Raw genomic sequence first — 19,219 nt, 5'->3', positions numbered from 1 at the left:
AGCCCGATTTTTTTGGTGCTGACTATAGTCAGCAGCATTGCCCACTACAGTCGGCAGCTCTGCTCACTATAGTCGGCAGCATTGTCGACCATCGTCAGCACCAAAAAATGTATGGTTAAATCGGACTTGATCTTTTTAGATTACTTCTCATCCAGCAGTCTGGAAGGGATGTTCTTTTTGGGAGTAATACCCAGTTCTTTGAGCATTTCAGCCTGGCGTATGAGATTCCCTTTTCCTTCCGAGAACTGTGAGCGTGCATTGCAGTATGCCGTATTTGCGGTGTTTATTGCATCCCCAATCTTCTCGAATGTTTCTGCAAATCCTGCCATCTTCTCATAGAGCGCAGTTCCACGTTTCACTATCTCCTGAATATTCTTTTCCTGATACTCACGTTTCCATAAGTCAAGAGCCAGTCTTAAGGCTGCAATAAGATTTGTAGGACTCATCAGTACCACCTTTTTCTGATAAGCATAATTCCATAGGTTGTTGTCAGCCTGAAGTGCAAGTACGTATGCAGGTTCGTTAGGGATGAACATCATTACGAAGTCCAGTGCTGATACGTTGTATTTGGAATAGTCTTTCTTGCTCAGTTCGTCTATATGGGCCTTTACAGAACGCAGATGTTCTTTCAGATACTGGTCTTTTTCGGCCTTCTCGTTTGTCCCTATATATGCCGTGTATGCTGTGAGCGATACTTTGGAGTCGATTATTACGTGGCGATTGTCTGGGTAAACTACGATAACGTCTGGCTGAAGTCGCTGTCCCTGCTCGTTTTTCAGATACTCGCCATTTTCGTCTTTCAGGAATTCCTGACGGAAATACTCCTCACCTTCGTGCAGACCGGAGTTCTCAAGTATCGTTTCCAGTATCATTTCGCCCCAGTTACCTTGCATCTTCGAGTCACCTTTTAGGGCCTTTGTCAGATTGTTGGCATCATCGCTTATCTGTTTGTTCAGCAAGACAAGTTCCTTTATTCTGTCCTCGAGTGAGAAACGCTGTTTCGATTCCTTCTCGTATACCTCTGCCACCTGATGCTTGAACTCGTTCAGATTGTCGCCGAAAGGCTTTAGCAGACTACTGAGGCTTTCCGCACTCAGCTTGTTGAACGTTTCAGTCTTCTGCTGGAAAATCTTGTTGGCTATGTTCTCAAACTCCAGATTGAATTGCTTGTGCATGTTTGCCACTTCTTCCTTCTGTGCTTCCAACTTTTCCATCAGGTTCTTCCTTTCCGTTACGAGTGAAGCATTTTCCGCCCTTGTCTCTTCAATACGTTTTAAACACTCTTCTAGTCGTGTTCGAACAGCGTTTAAAGTTTGTTCTTGCAGGTTTGCCTGCTGTTGGTGTTTCTGCTGCTCAGATTTAATCAACTGCATTGAATGTTCCTGCTGCATTTTCAGTTGCGACTTCAACACGGCTGTCTTTCTCGCTGCAATCAGGTAGCCTATTATGCTGCCTATCGCTATTCCTGTTATGATGTATATGTACATTTTTGTCTATTTTTCTCTAAGCACAAAGTTATTAAAAACTTTCAATCAGGCAAAGAGTTGCGTATTATAGGGTAAAATGTATATATAAAACCTGCGTATTGTAGGGTAAAAATACTATATAAAACTTGCGTATTATAATAGTTGGTGTTATTTTTGTATATTATCTCGTTTAAACAAATATAGTCATGGTAGTATTTAATCGTAAAATATACAGCAAGTTACTGGAATGGAAGAATACCGCTAATGGAACGAAAGCTCTATTGATAGAGGGTGCCCGTAGAATTGGCAAATCAACAATAGTAGAAGAATTTGCCAAGAAAGAATATAAAAGTTACATCTTGATAGATTTCAATATCGCCGGAGGAGCCGTTTTGTCGGCCTTTAATGACTATATGAATGATTTGGATACTTTTTTTATGATACTTTCATCCGAGTATGGTGTTAAGTTGCAAAAAAGAGAATCCTTAATCATATTCGATGAAATTCAGAAGTTCCCGAAAGCGCGCGAAGCGGTTAAATATTTGGTTGCCGATGGGCGATATGATTATATAGAAACGGGTTCCCTGATTTCCATAAAGGAAAATGTAGCAGGTATCACCATTCCTTCCGAGGAACGTAGGGTGAAGATGTATCCTATGGATTTTGAAGAGTTCATCTGGGCTATGGGGGAGATTCAGATGGCAGAATATATCCGTAATTGCTTTAAAAGTTCAATGCCTTTGGAGCAAGGACTTCATTCCAAATGTATGTTACTTTTTCGTCAATACATGATTGTAGGCGGAATGCCTAAAAGTGTGTCTGCTTTTTTAGAGAATGATAGGGATTTTGCCAAATCTGATATTGAAAAAAGAGATATTCTGGAGTTGTATCGTAGTGACATAATGAAAATCAATTCGCCATACCGTTCAGGCGTGTTGGCTATTTTTGACCAGATTCCTGCTTTCCTTTCAAAATCGGAACGTAGAGTGATGATGAACAGAATAGAAAAAGGAGCGACATTCCCTAAATATCACGACACTTTCTTCTGGTTGTCTGATTCAATGATGGTGAACGAATGTTTCAATAGTTCTGACCCTAATGTCGGTTTATCGTTGAATGAGGATCGTACTTATGTCAAATGCTATATGGGAGATACCGGATTGCTTATAAGCCATACTTTTGATGAAAATGAGATATCGGATAACGAGTTGTACAGAGAAATTCTTTTTGGGAAGCTATCAGTCAATGAAGGAATGTTCTATGAAAATGTGATAGCGCAAATGTTGGTTGCGTCAGGTCATAAATTATATTTTTACACACATTATGACAGAGAACAACATCGTAATGATATTGAGATAGATTTTATTCTTTCAAATAACAGTAAATTGAAGTATAAGATTTATCCCATAGAGGTGAAATCAAAAGAAAAATATACCGTAAAGTCTCTTGATAAGTTCAATGTTAAATTCCGTGGTAGGATAGGATGTAATTATGTTATTCATCCCAAGAATCTGAAAGTAGAGGGTAATACGGTGTATATACCTTCTTATATGGCTTTTTGTCTGTAACACTGAAACCGTTTTAAAAAAAGATGGGTATCGTGGAGGAACTTATAATAAAGCCTCGATTCTTTTAACCGAGGCTTTGTTATGTTTAAAAGTTAACCGTAGTCTTTAATATAGTCTTTATTACATTCCTCCCTGTCCTCCGCCAGAAGAGCCGGAACCGCTACCTCCTCCTGATTTTACATCATCGTTGTTTATGCTTCGGCTTGTTTTCTTAACCTGAGTTTTCAGCTCACCGAATCTCCAGCTTATGCTTAGTGAATAGCCGAGATTATAGTATTTGTTTTTGCTCCAAGAGCGGAAGGTGTCCGTAACAGTATTGTTTTCGTATGTATTGTATTTGTTGAAGATATTGTTGGCTGACAGTGAAACGCTCAGTCTCTTTTCTTTCAGGAATGAACGTGACAGTCCCAGACCGTAGTAATAATATGACGAGCCTTTACCCTGTAAAGTTATATATGGAGTACTTCCACCTCCGTAAACGCTGAGTTGCAGATCCCAAGGAAGAGTTTGCTGTATGTTTCCGAACATGTTGCCGTTGAAACCGGAATTTTTAGTATCAAGCAAATCGCTGCTATAGTCAGAATAAGAGCCTGATGCGTTGATTGATATTCTGGTCTTGTTTCCCGGGTTCCAGTTCATCCACAATGACAGCCTCGTAATCTGTTTCTTTCCGGCATTCATATATGTATTTTCCATTATACTGTTGTTCATGAAAGAATATCTCTCTATACCGTTGTTTGTGAACGTATAGTTAAGGTTTGCGTTTATATTGAACTTTGCAGAAAATGAACTATATGTCAGTCCTACGATATGCGCCTTTTCTGTTTCCAGTTCAGGATTACCGTAGCTCACTGATGTAGGGTTACTTTCGTCGCGGAAAGGGTTAAGATACCATATACCGGGACGATTGATACGCATATTGTAGTTGGCTTTCAGTGTGGATGTTGTGCCAAGCATATACGACATGTTCACGGTAGGAACAACATCGTCGAAACCGGCATTGAAGTTACGTTCCGGCTGGAGTGCGTATTTCACATCCATGAAAGTATGCTCGTATCGTACACCTGCTTTGAAACCGAACTTCTTTAGCTTCAGCTGATAGTCGGCGTATGTTGCAAGGATGCTCTGTCCCTGGTCGAATATGCTTGACATTTTGCTGTCCTGAAGCATCGAACCGTCGTCTTGCTGGATGAAGTATTTACTGTCGCTCGCATTCAGACGATAGATATATTTCATACCGGCATCGATATAATGTTTGTCGTTTATAGGATTTACATAGTCTACCTGTCCTGTATGCTCAGATGTATGTGCATCATTGTCAAAATACTGATTTTTCAGCGAGAAAGGAACATCTACAATATCGATATATTCCGTAGTAGATTCACTGTTGTTTGGAGAATCGTTGTATTTATACGAAACAGTAAGATACTCGCCTTTTGTCTTGAAGGAATGCTGATAGTCGAAATTGATACCTACATTACCGAAGCCGCTTGTGGATTTGTTCAATGTATTGTATCGGTATGTCAACTCTTCCATATTGTTCAGCATACGGTTCTCTGAATTGCTGTTTGTCTTGAAGTTTCCTCCGAACATATTGGCAGAGAATGTAATGAGGTTCAGCGTGTCAATCTCATAACTTCCTTCCAGATTGCCGAACTGGAAATTTCCGTTGCTTTTCGAAGAACCTTCGCTGTTAAGATACTTGTTTGTGTCCGAAGTGTAGTCCTCACGTCCGGAACTGAAATAACTGCGTGGCTGTGTGTTGTAGTTGTACGAATAATTGCCGGATACGGTAAATTTACCTACCTGAACAGTACCGTATGCATATCCGGAAAAGCCTTGATTGCTTGCCCTTCCGCCAAGTGTGACATTATATCCCTGCATCTTGGTGTCTGTAGTGATAATGTTCAGAATACCTCCGATACCTTCCGCATCGTATTTTGCTCCCGGTTCTGTTATTACTTCTATCGATTTGATGCTGCTGGCGGGCAGACTTCTCAACACCTCTTTCGGATTATTGCTCATCAGAGTGTTGGGCTTTCCGTTTACGTGTACTTTGAAGCTGCTTGAACCGTTCACCTGTATATTGTCCTCCCCATCTACAGTCACGAGAGGTACTTTCTTGAGCATTTCCAGTGTGGTGTTTGTCTTTGAGTCTGGGTCGTCCTCCATGCTGTAGGTAATCTTGTCTATTTCTGCTTTCACTAGAGGTTTCTGTGCCACCACTTCTACACCTTTAAGCATTTCCGTTGCCTCGGAAGTAAAAATAGTTCCGAGGTCAACAGATTTCTTGCTTGTACTTAATGTAAAGTTTCTTTTTACGGTATTCTTTCCTACCGATGAGAGAGTTATAACGTAGTCGCCCGGCTCGGACAGTTTCTCGTTGAAACGTCCTTTTTCGTCGGTGACAGAAAGTTTTACTTTTTCGTCAGGATTTGCCGCACTTGATATTCTTACTGTTGCGTATGGCTCGCTTTCGTTAAGAAGTGAGTCAACTAAAGTTCCTTTCACTGAATATATACCGCCCTGCTTTTGTGCAAACACTGTAGCTGTAGTAAGGCATACGAGGAAACATATTAATCCTCTTAAAACATTAGATGACATTTTTGTTCGATTTTGAATTTATTTTCTTGATACTTTTGAAGCTCCACTTGTTGACACGTCAGATTTGGCTGTGCCTCCGAATGATAATTTCGATGCTCCGGACACATCTCCTGTGATATTTTTGTTGCATATTATTTCAGCCTTACTGGCACCGCTTATATCTACATCTGCATAATCGGTGTTCAGATTTTCTGATGATAATTTCGATGCTCCGCTTACATTGATTTCAGCATTCACGGCTTTACCTCCTATACTTGCAGATGATGCTCCGTTGACACTGACTTTCAGCGACTGACAGTTGATATTTGCTTCAAACTTCGATGCTCCGGACACTTCAATATCAAGTTCTTCCGCCTTAATCTCTTCATCCGAACTGAATGAAGAAGCGCCTGAAATTTCGATGTCTTCCAGTTCCTTGCTTGCCGGAACCAATGCGGTAACCTTGAAAGGACTTTTAAAGCTTGAAGCGTAAATCTCAATGCCGTCTTCATCGTGAACTACCTTTATTTTGGGAAGAATTGAAGAGTCGGCAATAATCTGAATTTTGTCAATGTCGTGTCTGTAGTCCACTTTTATTGCACTTCTCACGCTTAATGATTTATATGAGGTATTCACATCATATATGGAAGTAGCCTCATTTTTGCTTGTTGCAGTACTTATCATGCAAGATGTGGCTGTAAAGGAAGTTACGGCACTGATTGTAAGTATTGAAAGAAAATTCTTTAGTTTCATGGTTTCCTTTGATTTAAATTATGATATTAGTTTGTGGCTTTCTTTATTTGTTGTCTTTCAGGAATTGTTTGTAGAGAGCTGATATTTCCGGTCCTGATATACCAAGAATCTTCATTGTGCGGAACATTTCCGGAAGTTCTTCGTTCAAGAAGATCTCTTTTCTGAACGTGAGAATTTTATCCTTTGCTCCTTCGCCTACGAAATATCCTATACCTCTTTTATTATATATAATTTCCATTCCCTGAAGATAGTCGTAAGTACGCATCATTGTATTCGCGTTTACTTCCACCATTGCGGCATACTCCCTTACAGACGGTATTCGTTCTTCCTCCTTGTATGTGTCATGAAGAATTTCGTCCATAATTCTGTCTGCTATCTGCAAATATATTGATTTCGATTCTTTAAATTTCATCATGTGAACAGTTTTCTATCGGTGATTTGTGAATTTCTAAACAAATGATAACTCAGAGTCCAGTTAATAACTGTGAGAACAAGGAAGACAATGCTTATAATATTCACATTCCATAAATCAACATCAGTAGGGTCAAAATATGAAAATAATTCTTTGGCAACCATCCTTCCGAATATGTATGCAATAATGACAAACAGTAATATCATTATTCCCCAAGTTTTTATGAAAGGATGTTTCCTGAAGTATGTACCTCCCAATATGTAAATGGAGTGTCCCCATAAACCGTTTGAGATTAAAAACAGGTAAGATATGAATGTTGATGATGTTCCGTATACTTCAGGATTGATATGTATTGTGTCATAAAAAGAAACAGACATTATATCAAACAGGCAGAAACGGTGAAATTCTTCCGGTGCATCGAACAGCGGCAGAAGAGCTAGTCTTGTCAGTTCTGCAAAAAACAGTCCTACAAAAAATATAACCATAGAAGTGATACATACATATATTACTCTGCTGATGAATTTTTCTCCGATTGTTGCCGGAAGCATCATATACGAGATACGCTTGTTCTTTGTATTCATTACTTCCATTATTCTTGAGGCACATATCATGAGATAGAAGAAAATAACGAATGTCAATATTGAATGGAATGTATTGCAGAAACTTTCGTATTGTATTTCTCCTGTTTCTCTACGATTGCCGGACAATACGCCGTACATTCCGAACAGGAAAGCCATAGCCGCACCTGTATATACTCCTATAAGCCTGTACATGTTTGTTCTCCAATTTTCCATCATGTCGCGTTTCATTACCGCCATGAGTCTTGTAAAACTGAAATTCATATTTGCTATCATAACCGTTCCTCCTTACTTATTTGTTGAATACTTCCTGAATTTTGTTTCTGTCTGCCAGTATGGCATTGAAAAGAACTTCCAGATTCATAGGACTTTCCTCTTCGAATCTGTTTTCCATTATAATGCTGTTACCTTGAACAGATGGTTGTATGAATAATGCTCCGTCGGTAGGTTCGTTCATGCTTTGTTCGCAGAAATATAGCCTGTCTGAAATCTCCTTTACCGATTTGTTAAGTAAGACTTCGGTACCATCTATTATTGTTATGTGATCCAGCAACCTGTCTATATCCCTTACCTGATGTGTGGAGATTATGATAGTCTTCTCATCAGTCATTCCCGATGCTATGACTTTTCTGAACTGGCTTTTCGACGGTATGTCGAGCCCGTTTGTAGGTTCGTCCATGAGTAGGAGAGAGGTGTTTGTAGCAAGAGCAAAGCACATATACGCTTTCTTCTTTTGTCCCATAGAAAGTTCTCCGAGGTTGATATCCATTCCGAGATCGAAATCATTGAGGCAAGTGCTCAGTGTCTCGTTGCTGAAATTAGGATAGAAACCGCTGTTCAGTTTTACGAACTGTTTCATCGACAGGTTTGGCAGGTCGAATTCTTCAGGAACCAGATAAATGTCCGACAGAGTCTGTGGAAGACGTTTTCTGATATCTATACCTTTTATAGTTACATTTCCGTGAGAAGGTTTTAGCAATCCGCAAATGATATACAGCAGAGTAGATTTTCCTGTCCCGTTCTTTCCCAACAGGCCTACTATATTCCCTTTTTCTATTTCAAGATTGAAATCATTGAACACCTGTTTGTTTTTCCCGTATCCGAAGGTGAGATGTTCGGCTTTAATCATTGTTGTGTCCATAATTATTTGTTTTAGTGTATTAGTTGATTAGTGCACTGCAAATGTATTCCTTTTTCTTGAATATGCAATACCATAAACAGGTGTTTAACAAAAATTACATATTAAGTATTGCTATAAGTATATAAAAAAAGATTGTTCTCCTTTTTGTTTTCAATAATGGAGAACAATCTTTTATTTACATCTGGATAATTTAAATTGCTGACAATATTGTCTTGCAGCTTCCTGAAATGAAATCAGTTTTTAATCATTCATTGTTGTGAATGGAGACTGGCGTTTTTTTCAGACGAGAATGAGTCGATAAGTATTGAACAGATTTTTTCAAGATATGCGTCTGCATATTCTTTCATTCCTAAATCAGTGGCATGTACTCCGTCTACCTGGCTATCCATACTTAGTCCCAATTCTTCGAATGTCATATAATGAAGATTCTCAATGTTGTTCTTCGTTTCTTCATATACCTTACGCAATTCTCTGTTTGTTACATCAAACCATTCATGTCTTTTATCAGAAACCTGATAACCCATGTAACCATCATGTTCGACAAGTAAAATAGGAGCATCAGTCTTTGATCTTAGGATTTTCAATCCTTTCTTTAAACGTGGGCTAATCCATGCTACACGTTCATCGGTCATATTGGGCATACAGTCTATAATGAATAAAGAGGCATCCGCTTCTGACAATAATTCGAACATTTCTTCATCCAAAAAGCCGTTTCCTGAAAATCCGAGATTGACTATTGGCATATCCAGTTTGCGTTGGACTATATTGGTCCATGCCATACCAGGTCTGGAAGCGCAAGCTCCCTGTGCGATTGAAGTGCCATATACTATCACAGGTTTTTTCTTGTCCGGTTCCACGAACTTAAAATAACTGTTGTCCGGAATACCTATCTGTAAAGATTTTACACCATTATAAAGAGGTAGGAATAAAGTGAATTCAGCGCCATTGGCCGGTGAATTCCTATAAACCAGATCTTTATAGGTATAACGCACTGTATCGCCAAAATGATATCTTGCGGCACACCAATATTGCTTCCCATTACCTTCTTGCATATATAAATCCACGCCACTTACACCTGTAGAAGGCATGTGTGGCATGGCGAAACCTCCGGTTACCTGATATCTGACTTGTATAGATGAGGCATTAGTGCAGAACTTAATATACATTCCAGCACAGTTCTTAGAAAGATTCCATACAGGTTTTCTTACCATAGTCTGGGCTCTATCAGGCAACCGGTGATAAACTTTTCCGATTTCATTACTGAAACATCGTCCCTGTAATGGAAAAACAGATTCATCAGCCGGATTATACCAGACTGTTGTCTGTGCATTAAGTCCATTCAGATAACCTAAAGTCAGAAGTAATATTATCAGAAAATTAAATGTCTTTTTCATATTAATAATTATTGCAAATCAATTTCTGATGGCATGGTCTGCTTTCACATCTTCTCCATTCCATGCTTTAAGTCCTGTCCATGGAGTAAAAGGATCACTCCAGAAAGGATCTGTAGGAGGTAGACCTAACGCTACAAAACCAAATGTGCACAAATATACGCTTCCTGTATTTATATATCTTTCTGAAATGTTTAGCTGACTTCCGGCAAAACCTACACGTAACCAACCATTCTCATCGAATGTATTTGGGGCAGAAAACTGACGTGAAATAACAGCTGTTAATGCACATCTGACCTGAGCAGGAGAAACAATTTTTGGAAGCTGGTGATCCAGAGCAACATTTGACAAGGCGTGGAATGCACCGACACGATATGCTATTGAACGTCCTAAAACCGGATAAGCGCCTTCGGGGGAGATCATGCGTTCCTGCTGTTCTGCGTATCTGACAAAACGTTTTTGTTGTACAGGTAAAAATTCTGCCGCTCCTTCTATATTATGTTTTTTCATAATCTTCAGAACATCTGTCAACATAGGATGAATGACGAAACTGTTATAGTAATCTGCATGATATTGAGGACCGTCACCATATACTCCATCGCCTTTATACCAATTGTCACGGAACATATTAACACCGTATGTCAGTCTTTCCATGTCACATTCACCAGTGAATTCCAATAATGCAGCTTCAACGATCGAAGCAAACAGCAACCAGTTGTTATTTCCTGGTTTTATTCCACGAGAACGTTTTAATTCAGTAATCATCCGTTCTTTAGTTACATCATCAAATCTTCCCCAAAGTTGGTTGGGAGCACGCAAAAGACCTTGTGCCAGGAATGCTGCATCTACAAGTGGTTGAGAGGGTGTTCCGAAATCAAGATAATCCGGTGCTGAAGGGTTTACGGCATTAGACAGTCCTTTTAATGTGAGTTCAATATATTTGCCGCGAAGTTTTCCTTCTTCTGTTTCATCCTCTCCTAGTTCAAGCCATGGTGCGATTCCGCATATTGTTCTGCCTACAGCTTCAAGATGTGAATATACAGTAACTCTTTTTTTGTCAAGAGATTCTTGCGGCATGTTTTTCTTAAGAGTGTTATTGGCCAGATTTGTTAGTACAGGGTCTGCAATCTTTGTCAGTGTGTTTATCCATACTTCTCTGTCTTCTGCACCTGAAGGAATTTTTTTCTCGGTATTGGTGCAGGATGCAAAAAGTGAAATGAATACTATTAATAGAAAGTAGTGTTTCATGATATATTTTCTTTAAATTATTTGTTATATAAATTCTTTAAACGCATAAGAGCTTCAACATAGTAATAGTCGGCGTAACTCAATGGTACATCAACTTCACTATTCCCAGGTTTATGTCCAGTACTATGTTTCAATATAAAATTACAGTTAGTTCCTTTTTCTGCAAGATATTCGGGGGAAGTCAGAGAACGTATCTGATCTTCTGCATAAGCGAGACATTTATTGCCAAAATCATCGTGGTTCAATTGGCTTAAGTCAATAAGTGCGGAAGCCATTATTGCTGCGGCAGAAGCGTCACGAGGAGTATTAGGAATATCAGGACAGTCAAAATCCCAATATGGAACCTTATCTGCCGGCATTTTTGGATGCCTCATAAGATATTTTGCAATATTGTTTGCTTGGATAAGGTAATCTTTTTTACCAGATTCTTTATACATCATAGTATATCCATAAATTGCCCAAGCTTGTCCACGTGCCCATGATGAGTCATCAGCATATCCTTGATGAGTTTGTTTTATATGTGGCTGACCAGTGATTGTGTCGTATGAAACGACATGATAACAGCTGTAGTCCGGGCGGAAATGATTTTTCATAGTATTATCTGCATGGGATAAAGCTATATTTATATAAGTAGAATCATTGACCATTTTACCTACTTTCATAAGTAGTTCAAGGTTCATCATATTGTCTATTATGACAGGATATTGCCATATTTTTTTGTTAAAATCCCATGAACGGATTAATCCAACATTTGGTTTATAACGTGTGGAAAGAGACTTTGCAGCCTGAATCATTGTATTTTCATATACTTTGTTTCCGGTAAGGCGATAACCGTTGCCATAACTGCAATTAATCATAAAACCTACATCATGGTTGTCTGTAACGAATTGTGCCTTTTCTACTCTTTGTGTATACATCTCAGCATACTTCTTCATCTCTGCTGTAGGGTTATACTCATATAAATACCATAATACACCCGGAAAGAAACCACTACACCACCATTGATATCCTGATGTTTCTAATTTTCCGTCCTTAATGGATTTAGGAAGTTTCCCTTCTACATTCTCCAGACTTGATGCCATTAACAATGATTGTTCTGCAGATCTTTGCAGACCTCTTTCAACAACTGATTTCATGCTTTCACTTTCTTGATTCGTTGAACATGAACAAAGAGCCAATGCTAATAAAAAACAATTTAATAAATTTTTCTTCATACGTAAATATTTAGTGTTATACATAGTTGTAGGATATAATTAATCTGAAATCATAAATCTATGATAAAAGAAAAACTTTTAAATATTGAGCCTTGCTGTCGTTTTATAATAAGACAATAATAGATTTATATATTTAATAATTGTATATAAATAAATGTCACAAAATTTCGGGAGTTAAAGTTATATAGATTTATCCTATATCATATGATTTCTTACAAAGATATTTTAATACTATAGGAAAATTTATTATTAAAGACAAGAATTTTAAATATTGAAACAAATTGACACGTCTAAAGTTATTATTTTATCTTTCTGTATATTTAGTATCAACTAATATTATTTCTTAACTTTAATATCTTGCCAGCGTTGTTTCATTCTTTCTACAGATGTTGTACCGTATTCCTTCCCAATGAATGAATTGTGGTATTTTGCAACAGCATCATCAAGTATTATTTTCATACGATTTACCTCTGGCATATAATAGGGGGCCAAATTGTTCTTTTCCAAAGGATCATCAATGATGTTATATAATTCATACACCCCATTTCTATATATCAATTTGTGTTCCTGTTCCATTACAACTCCTTGATTCTGGAATAAAAAAATTAAAGGATTATTTCTTCCTTCTTGTCCTTTCAATAACGGTAGTAGCGATTCACCATCCAATTGATATGGAGCCGATTGTAAAGATAATATTTCAGAAAAAGTTGGCAAATAATCAGAAGTTATAGCTATCTTAGAGGTCCTCATTCCACCTTTAATCTGCGAAGGCCACACCATGAATGCGGGAACACGTATACCGCCTTCATATAAATCCCTTTTTCTTCCTCTTAGATTTGCTGTTGAGCCAGGAGTGCCGACCTCAGGTCCGTTATCGCTACAGAAACAAATGATAGTATTGTCGTAAAGTCCCTGTTCCTTCAAGAAAGAAACAAGTCTTCCGATTTGCTCATCCATAGCTGTTATACATCCATAATAATTTCTTTCTTTTTTATTGTGACTGGCATACATCGCTGCATATTCGGCTCCGGCTACACAAGGCAGATGAGGAGTATGGAACCATAATACATTGAAGAATGGACGTCCAGCTTCTTGACAATGTTCTATAAATGTTATAGAACGATCCATAATGATTTTGCTATCATCTCCTGAAATATTGTCAGTGACTTTCTTTCCTGAAATTGTCCAGTAAGATGTTCCATAAGGAAGGCTCTCTTCCTCTGGTTGTAGACAATCCCAAAAACGTCCGTCGTTTTTTATTGGTTTGCGCATAGGATCGTATGTTGGCACTTTAGATTCAGTTACAAAAGCTTCTGTATATCCATGTTCTATAGGAGGATTATATTCTTTAGTATTACCTTCTCGACCACGATTTGCATCCTTTTCTCTATACGTTAATGTTCCTAGGTGCCATTTTCCGAAATGGCCTGTGATGTATCCTTTTTGGAGTAAGAGTTCAGGGAGTGTGACTTCTTCTGGTCTTAAGATTCCGACATTTGCATGAAAGATTCCTGTACGGAAAGGATTGCGTCCTGTCAGTACACTAGCTCTTGTTGGAGATGAAACCGCGCAAGCTGAATAAAAACGATCAAATATGATTCCTTCTGATGCCAAGCTGTCCAGATGAGGCGTTTTTATTGTAGTATTACCATTGAATCCCACATCTCCCCATCCTAAGTCGTCAGCCATAATAAGAATTATATTTGGTGATTCTTGTGCCAGAATCATATTCCCCGATAATAATGGTATTCCGGTTAATAATAACTTAAAATTAGAACACATATTCTTAATTATTTTTATGTCTGTTGATAAAACTATTGTTCAGAAAAAAACGTTTTGAAGCATGTACTGACATTCTGATTATCACCTGTTTCTTTTTGCTTTTCAAGAAGAATGCTGAATAAATCATCTGCAATACTTCTATATTTAGGCAGTCTTGCCAGATCGTTCATTTCCAAAGGGTCTTTCTTTATATCGTATAGTCTTACTACATTGTTTTTAAGATAAAGTATTAGTTTGTAACGTTCAGTACGGACCATACGTTGCAGATTGATATAAGCACCGTAGACCGCTTCTTCAGCGCATTTTTTTTCTGCATTTTGCTCTTTTTTGACCAAAGGAAGAAGGGATTTGAAATCTACGTCGTTCATGTGTTCACTATCTGCTATGTCCATCGCTGTTGCCATTGCATCCTGCAGATAAACCAAACTCTCACATTGTCCCTTCTTTACTCCGGGACCACAGATAATCAGTGGAACTCTCATACTTGCATCGTACATGTTCTGCTTACCAATCATTCCGTGGTCGCCAACAGCCAATCCGTGATCGGCAGAAAAGATGATATATGTGTTGTCATATTTACCAGACTTTTTAAGTTCATCCAGTATACGGCCAATCTGTTCATCCATGTGTGAGATAATGGCATAATATTCCTGACGATTAATCTTTACAGAGTATTCTGTACGTGGAAAAGGTGCTAGCTGTTCGTCACGCAAACCTTCGCCACAACCTATTTCACGATAATAAGGATAAATTGGCTGGAAATTTTTGGGAATGCTAATATTTTCCAGCGGGTACATGTCTACAAAACGCTTGGGTGACTGGCGTGGATCATGTGGGGCATTGAAAGCAATGTACATGAAAAATGGCTCATTCTTTTTCTTTGCTTTGCGAATATAGCTGACAGCATCGTCACCTACTACTTCGCTCCAGTGTTTACCACCTTCCCAATAACCGCCATATTCTTCTTTATAAGGTTGCCAGTTGTCATCTTGTCCTTCTATAAATTTTCTACCTTGAGGATTCTTCTCTGAAGCTGCATAACCGGCAGGGGTTTGCCGTGGCATTCCTCCACGTATATGATTAGTCACATCGAATACCTTTTTGGCATCTACTGAGACATGCCATTTACCTGTCATATAAGTTGTATATCCTGCTTGTTTCATGTATTGCGGCCAAAACAAAGGGCTAGATATATCTACATTATTTACATTTTCCTTGTTGGAAACCACTTGTTTGGCTTTCCAAAGATATCGGCCTGTAACCAGCATTGAACGGCTTGCCACTGAAATAGCTCCATTCCATCCCCCCTGATTGAAAGCATGTGTAAAATACATTCCATTTTTACGTAGTTCGTCTAAATTGGGAGTGTATAATTTGTCCTGCCCAATATTACCCATACAATTATATGTCATATCGTCGGCGAATATGAATAGAATATTGGGCCTTTCTTCAGCATGAAGTCCCAATGAGGATAATGGTATAATTCCACATAAACCTAAAGTATATTTTAATTTCATAGAGATCTGTATAAATGGTTGAACTAACTGTACTTAGCTATTATATTTTTTTATTACATATCGTATTTTGCCCGTAACATCTTCTGAAAGTATACGTAATTTGATTCTATATAACTGTTTACCCCATGTCTGTTTTAATTTTTCGTCTTTCAATTCAAATTTCTCATAAGAAGGGTTCAAATCATTATTATCAAAATACAAGGCATATTTAGAACTTCCCATATCGAATATGATTTTTTTATCTGAAATATCCGGACGTACTGGGGTCATAAGGATTATTTCAGCAGGATTTTTAAATTCTTTCAATTGATAATTTTCGGTTATTGTAATTTCTTTATTTCTTTTGAACAATATTTCTCTTTTCCAAGATTTTACATTAGCTTCTTGTGGATATGCTTGAGCAAGCTCCAATGAGAACATTACCTGTGTTTTCTTTATAGTGGTCTTTACATTGTATGAAGCATAGCGTTTTCCATTTTTTTGTTCAATTCCATTAATTATTGGTAGATTATGATATCCGGACTGCATACACCATATTTTGTATCTGGTGGCATCATTAAATGTTTCTTTTCTGTATGTTTCAGTTCCAGGATCAATAAATAAAGGTAGTCCATCTGCATAAACGATAAAACTGCCTACATCGTTGTGGTTATGACTTTCTGCATTATGTCCTCCTTTAGTTGCCAAAAACAGACCGGAAGTTGAATTAGGGATCGAACGGGCTGTCAGTACCTCAATATTAGGTAACCATGCGTCGTTGAATAGTACATCTACAGGTTCAATTTGTTTTAAATCTTTTAAAACAGTTAGTAAAGAAAGCTCTCTGCTGATAGAACCAAAATTATCACGAGTAAAAACAAATGACGGGTTAGTGAAGTAATTCAGACTAGCTGCTGTATTTGCAGAGAGGCTCATCAATTCCTGGTTTTTAAGGTAAAGGGCAGAAGGAAACCAATCTACATGAGGAGATAGTATTGGACTAGAGTCCGCAAAATTAACAAAAAAGCCATTACCTATGTTCATTTTACAAAAATATGCTCCCATAGATTGGATTTTATCAACAGATGATATGTCAATCATTCCATTTGTAGCTTTCTTTAAAAGAGTTAAACAGTCAAGTAGTGAACCTGCTGCTCTATCCCAATAATGAGGACCTTCATTACAACCACCATCTTGAGGATATTTGTCAATGAAACTGTCAAGAGAAGTTAGTACAAGTTGTAAAGACTCAATCTGTTTCTCCCTGTTAGGCTCTGCCAATAGAATACATGACAACCAATTTGAACAAATCCAAGGATTCCAGTTCATTGCAGCACCTCTCCACCATTCTTTTTTATTTATCGCCTCATCAAGTATTCTTTTAGAGATTTCCTCTAAAATTCTCTTTTCCAGTAGTGGAGAAAATTTCTTGATAGGTTCTTTAAACATGTAGTATGTCCAAGCCATCAGGCCACCTGTCTGAGCGTTGAAAAGATCCAATGTTTGTTTTGTCTTAGTTGGAATAGCAGAGCCGTAGTGAGCTGGTATTCCCCACCAAGTCTCTTCACAAATGGAAAATAGACCATTAAATATGTCAGGTAAGAAACGGCCTTTTCCTTCCATAATTTCACCTAATGCTAGTGTGGCCAGTTTTTTCCTCTTTGTAAAACTGAATTCTTGGTAATTGGTCCTATTTCCATTCCTTTGGAACTCAGAAAATAGAAATATATTAACAGATTCCCATGGAGTCCCTTTATATTTCTCGGCTTCAGTTATATAACTGTTACGCATAGCTTCAGGTATGGAGTCAGACCAATATGAATCACCATATAGTGGAACAGGAGTGAACTCCATGGGGGCTGCCAAGTTCTTTTTTAGAAAATCTGAAGTACATATTGAAGATAAAATATTTGTTTGTTCTGTCTTTGCAAACAAACATGTGGGCATTAATAAAAATGCAATTACAGTAAAAAATAAATTATACATAATGTCTTTTTAATATGAGTTTATAAATATATTATTGATAATTATTTATCCAATCTATCTGCTTCCACATTTCTGGTTCATCGTTCTTTTGTGGTTCCCCTGGTGTACTGCGCCCTTTTATGATATATTGCTTTAAAAGATTACGTAATGTTTTTACTATTTCCGGATGTTCAGCTTGCAGATTGGTTGTTTCTCGTGGGTCTGTTTCCATGTCATACAATTGAACAGCTGGAAGAGTTGCAATCACCTCCTCATCACGACCAGGCTTTGGAAAACTCCATCCACCGGAACTTGGAGAAAGTAATAGTTTCCATTTACCTTTTCTAATAGTAAACTGTCCGGCTATTGAATGATGGACTGTTGCTTCTCTGATAGGAGAGATCTCTTTCTCTGATTCTAGTGCAGGTAGTAAACTGTAACTGTCTTCTCCTTCTGTAGAGGATAGGCTATAATCACATATATCTGCAAAAGTTGCATAAAAGTCTGTTAAGCAGACAGTTTGTTTAATCAGATGAGGTTTAACACGATTAGGCCAACGAACAATACAGGGTACACGGTGTCCGCCGTCGAATAAATCCGCCTTATGACCACGGAAAATTCCGTTTGGAGCATGCCCTTGTTTTTGCAATTCATTGATTCCTGCTGCCGGACTACAACCATTATCTGTAGTGAAAACAACAATTGTATTATTCTCTTCACCCGATTGTTTTACTGCACTAAGAACTTTTCCTACCATATCGTCAACCATCAGTACAAAGTCACCGTATTCTCCGAGACCGGATTTGTCACGATATTTTTCCAATGGTAGTATTGGAGTGTGAGGAGCAGGAAGTGGTAGATACAAAAAATAAGGTTGAGAAGAAGATGATTTTTCTCTTATGTATTTACACGCACGATCTATAATATTGGGTAGAACCTCTTCATGTATGAAATCTGAACCGGTTGGACCTTTACGCCACCAACTGTATTTACCATCATTGACTGTCTCGCGATTTGGTACGCTGGTAGGTTTGTCGTTTTCAATGTATATATATGGAGGCATATCCAGCGAACCACAGAATCCGAAGAAATAATCGAAGCCTCTGGTTGTAGGACCGTTTGTTACAGGTTTGCTGAAATCTATGTTGTTTTTTCCTGCATCTATGTTGTTCCAGTCCCAGCCAAGATGCCATTTACCAATACCTGCAGTGGTGTATCCCTGTTTTTTAAGCATTGAGGCCATGGTTTCTCTATCCTGTGAGATCAATGCTTTTGAATAACCGCTTAATACTCCTTGTTTAAGAGTTGAACGCCAATTATAGCGACCTGTAAGGATACCGTATCGGGTAGGTGTACTGACGGAAGAACTGGAGTGTGCGTCTGTAAATACAGCTCCCTCTTGGGCCATACGGTCTAAATTGGGAGTTGAAAGTCGGCATGAATCACCTCCTAAAAATGATATGTCGCCGTAGCCCATATCATCGGTAAGAATGAACACAATGTTTGGATGCTTTTGTTCTGAACATGCAGTTAGGACTGTTATAATCCCCGAATAAAATAGAAGCTTTTTCATATTATTAGTATTTGTTTTTATAGTAATTTCTTAAGTCTTTTTCCTTAAA

Annotated in this window: 14 protein-coding genes; 1 reads left to right on the top strand and 13 read right to left on the bottom strand. The window is 38.1% G+C overall.

Going from position 1 to position 19,219, the window contains the following annotated elements:
- Positions 1 to 140: 140 nt before the first annotated feature.
- The gene (rmuC, locus tag Q0486_RS03550) at positions 141 to 1,487 is read right to left on the bottom strand and encodes a DNA recombination protein RmuC (RefSeq protein ID WP_299230321.1); all 1,347 of its coding nucleotides are present in this window, start codon (positions 1,485 to 1,487) and stop codon (positions 141 to 143) included.
- A 185-nt stretch (positions 1,488 to 1,672) separates the two neighbouring features.
- On the opposite strand from rmuC, the gene Q0486_RS03545 reads away from it, so the two are divergent.
- Positions 1,673 to 3,034: an AAA family ATPase gene (locus tag Q0486_RS03545; protein ID WP_299230320.1), complete on the top strand. Its 1,362-nt coding sequence runs from the start codon at positions 1,673 to 1,675 to the stop codon at positions 3,032 to 3,034.
- Between the two features lie 120 nt (positions 3,035 to 3,154).
- Here Q0486_RS03545 and Q0486_RS03540 read toward each other — a convergent pair whose 3' ends face one another.
- The 12 genes from Q0486_RS03540 to Q0486_RS03485 all read right to left on the bottom strand — a co-directional run bounded on the left by Q0486_RS03540 (position 3,155) and on the right by Q0486_RS03485 (position 19,170).
- On the bottom strand, positions 3,155 to 5,638 hold the full coding sequence (locus Q0486_RS03540) for a TonB-dependent receptor (RefSeq protein WP_299230319.1): 2,484 nt from the start codon (positions 5,636 to 5,638) through the stop codon (positions 3,155 to 3,157).
- Positions 5,639 to 5,656: 18 nt separating this feature from the next.
- Entirely contained in the window at positions 5,657 to 6,370 is a 714-nt protein-coding gene (locus Q0486_RS03535; protein WP_299230318.1) for a DUF2807 domain-containing protein, read from the bottom strand.
- Between the two features lie 43 nt (positions 6,371 to 6,413).
- Positions 6,414 to 6,782: a GntR family transcriptional regulator gene (locus Q0486_RS03530; protein ID WP_299230390.1), complete on the bottom strand. Its 369-nt coding sequence runs from the start codon at positions 6,780 to 6,782 to the stop codon at positions 6,414 to 6,416.
- Positions 6,782 to 7,636, bottom strand: a complete 855-nt coding sequence (locus Q0486_RS03525; RefSeq protein ID WP_299230317.1) for a hypothetical protein — start codon at positions 7,634 to 7,636, stop codon at positions 6,782 to 6,784. The genes Q0486_RS03530 and Q0486_RS03525 overlap by 1 nt, the downstream gene beginning before the upstream one ends.
- Before the next feature lie 16 nt (positions 7,637 to 7,652).
- The gene (locus Q0486_RS03520) at positions 7,653 to 8,489 is read right to left on the bottom strand and encodes an ABC transporter ATP-binding protein (protein WP_299230388.1); all 837 of its coding nucleotides are present in this window, start codon (positions 8,487 to 8,489) and stop codon (positions 7,653 to 7,655) included.
- A gap of 260 nt (positions 8,490 to 8,749) precedes the next feature.
- Positions 8,750 to 9,895 (bottom strand): SGNH/GDSL hydrolase family protein, encoded by a 1,146-nt coding sequence (locus tag Q0486_RS03515; protein ID WP_299230316.1) that lies wholly within the window; start codon positions 9,893 to 9,895, stop codon positions 8,750 to 8,752.
- 18 nt (positions 9,896 to 9,913) lie between these two features.
- Positions 9,914 to 11,140 carry a DUF2264 domain-containing protein gene (locus Q0486_RS03510; protein WP_299230315.1) on the bottom strand — a complete coding sequence of 409 codons (1,227 nt, stop codon included), beginning with the start codon at positions 11,138 to 11,140 and terminating at the stop codon, positions 9,914 to 9,916.
- A gap of 17 nt (positions 11,141 to 11,157) precedes the next feature.
- A complete protein-coding gene (locus tag Q0486_RS03505) occupies positions 11,158 to 12,276 on the bottom strand; it encodes a glycoside hydrolase family 88 protein (protein ID WP_299230314.1) in 1,119 nt (372 codons plus the stop codon).
- 414 nt (positions 12,277 to 12,690) lie between these two features.
- Complete coding sequence (locus Q0486_RS03500) at positions 12,691 to 14,082, bottom strand: sulfatase-like hydrolase/transferase (RefSeq protein WP_299230387.1); 1,392 nt, start codon at positions 14,080 to 14,082, stop codon at positions 12,691 to 12,693.
- 86 nt (positions 14,083 to 14,168) lie between these two features.
- Positions 14,169 to 15,653, bottom strand: coding sequence for a sulfatase-like hydrolase/transferase (locus Q0486_RS03495; protein WP_299230313.1), 1,485 nt, complete (start codon positions 15,651 to 15,653; stop codon positions 14,169 to 14,171).
- Between the two features lie 33 nt (positions 15,654 to 15,686).
- Positions 15,687 to 17,498, bottom strand: a complete 1,812-nt coding sequence (locus tag Q0486_RS03490; protein WP_299230312.1) for a heparinase II/III family protein — start codon at positions 17,496 to 17,498, stop codon at positions 15,687 to 15,689.
- 151 nt (positions 17,499 to 17,649) lie between these two features.
- Entirely contained in the window at positions 17,650 to 19,170 is a 1,521-nt protein-coding gene (locus Q0486_RS03485; protein ID WP_299230311.1) for an arylsulfatase, read from the bottom strand.
- Positions 19,171 to 19,219 lie beyond the last annotated feature (49 nt).

Origin of the sequence: uncultured Bacteroides sp. (genome assembly GCF_937912035.1) — a bacterium.
Lineage (GTDB): Bacteria > Bacteroidota > Bacteroidia > Bacteroidales > Bacteroidaceae > Phocaeicola.
Note: the sequence above shows the minus strand (reverse complement) of the source record. Positions and strands in the feature narration are given on the sequence as shown.

Bases quoted from the DNA above. Each gene is read 5' to 3' on its own strand.
- rmuC (WP_299230321.1), bottom strand. From the start codon at position 1,487: ATGTACATATACATCATAACAGGAATAGCGATAGGCAGCATAATAGGC.
- Q0486_RS03545 (WP_299230320.1), top strand. From the start codon at position 1,673: ATGGTAGTATTTAATCGTAAAATATACAGCAAGTTACTGGAATGGAAG.
- Q0486_RS03540 (WP_299230319.1), bottom strand. From the start codon at position 5,638: ATGTCATCTAATGTTTTAAGAGGATTAATATGTTTCCTCGTATGCCTT.
- Q0486_RS03535 (WP_299230318.1), bottom strand. From the start codon at position 6,370: ATGAAACTAAAGAATTTTCTTTCAATACTTACAATCAGTGCCGTAACT.
- Q0486_RS03530 (WP_299230390.1), bottom strand. From the start codon at position 6,782: ATGAAATTTAAAGAATCGAAATCAATATATTTGCAGATAGCAGACAGA.
- Q0486_RS03525 (WP_299230317.1), bottom strand. From the start codon at position 7,636: ATGATAGCAAATATGAATTTCAGTTTTACAAGACTCATGGCGGTAATG.
- Q0486_RS03520 (WP_299230388.1), bottom strand. From the start codon at position 8,489: ATGATTAAAGCCGAACATCTCACCTTCGGATACGGGAAAAACAAACAG.
- Q0486_RS03515 (WP_299230316.1), bottom strand. From the start codon at position 9,895: ATGAAAAAGACATTTAATTTTCTGATAATATTACTTCTGACTTTAGGT.
- Q0486_RS03510 (WP_299230315.1), bottom strand. From the start codon at position 11,140: ATGAAACACTACTTTCTATTAATAGTATTCATTTCACTTTTTGCATCC.
- Q0486_RS03505 (WP_299230314.1), bottom strand. From the start codon at position 12,276: ATGAAATCAGTTGTTGAAAGAGGTCTGCAAAGATCTGCAGAACAATCA.
- Q0486_RS03500 (WP_299230387.1), bottom strand. From the start codon at position 14,082: ATGATTCTGGCACAAGAATCACCAAATATAATTCTTATTATGGCTGAC.
- Q0486_RS03495 (WP_299230313.1), bottom strand. From the start codon at position 15,653: ATGAAATTAAAATATACTTTAGGTTTATGTGGAATTATACCATTATCC.
- Q0486_RS03485 (WP_299230311.1), bottom strand. From the start codon at position 19,170: ATGAAAAAGCTTCTATTTTATTCGGGGATTATAACAGTCCTAACTGCA.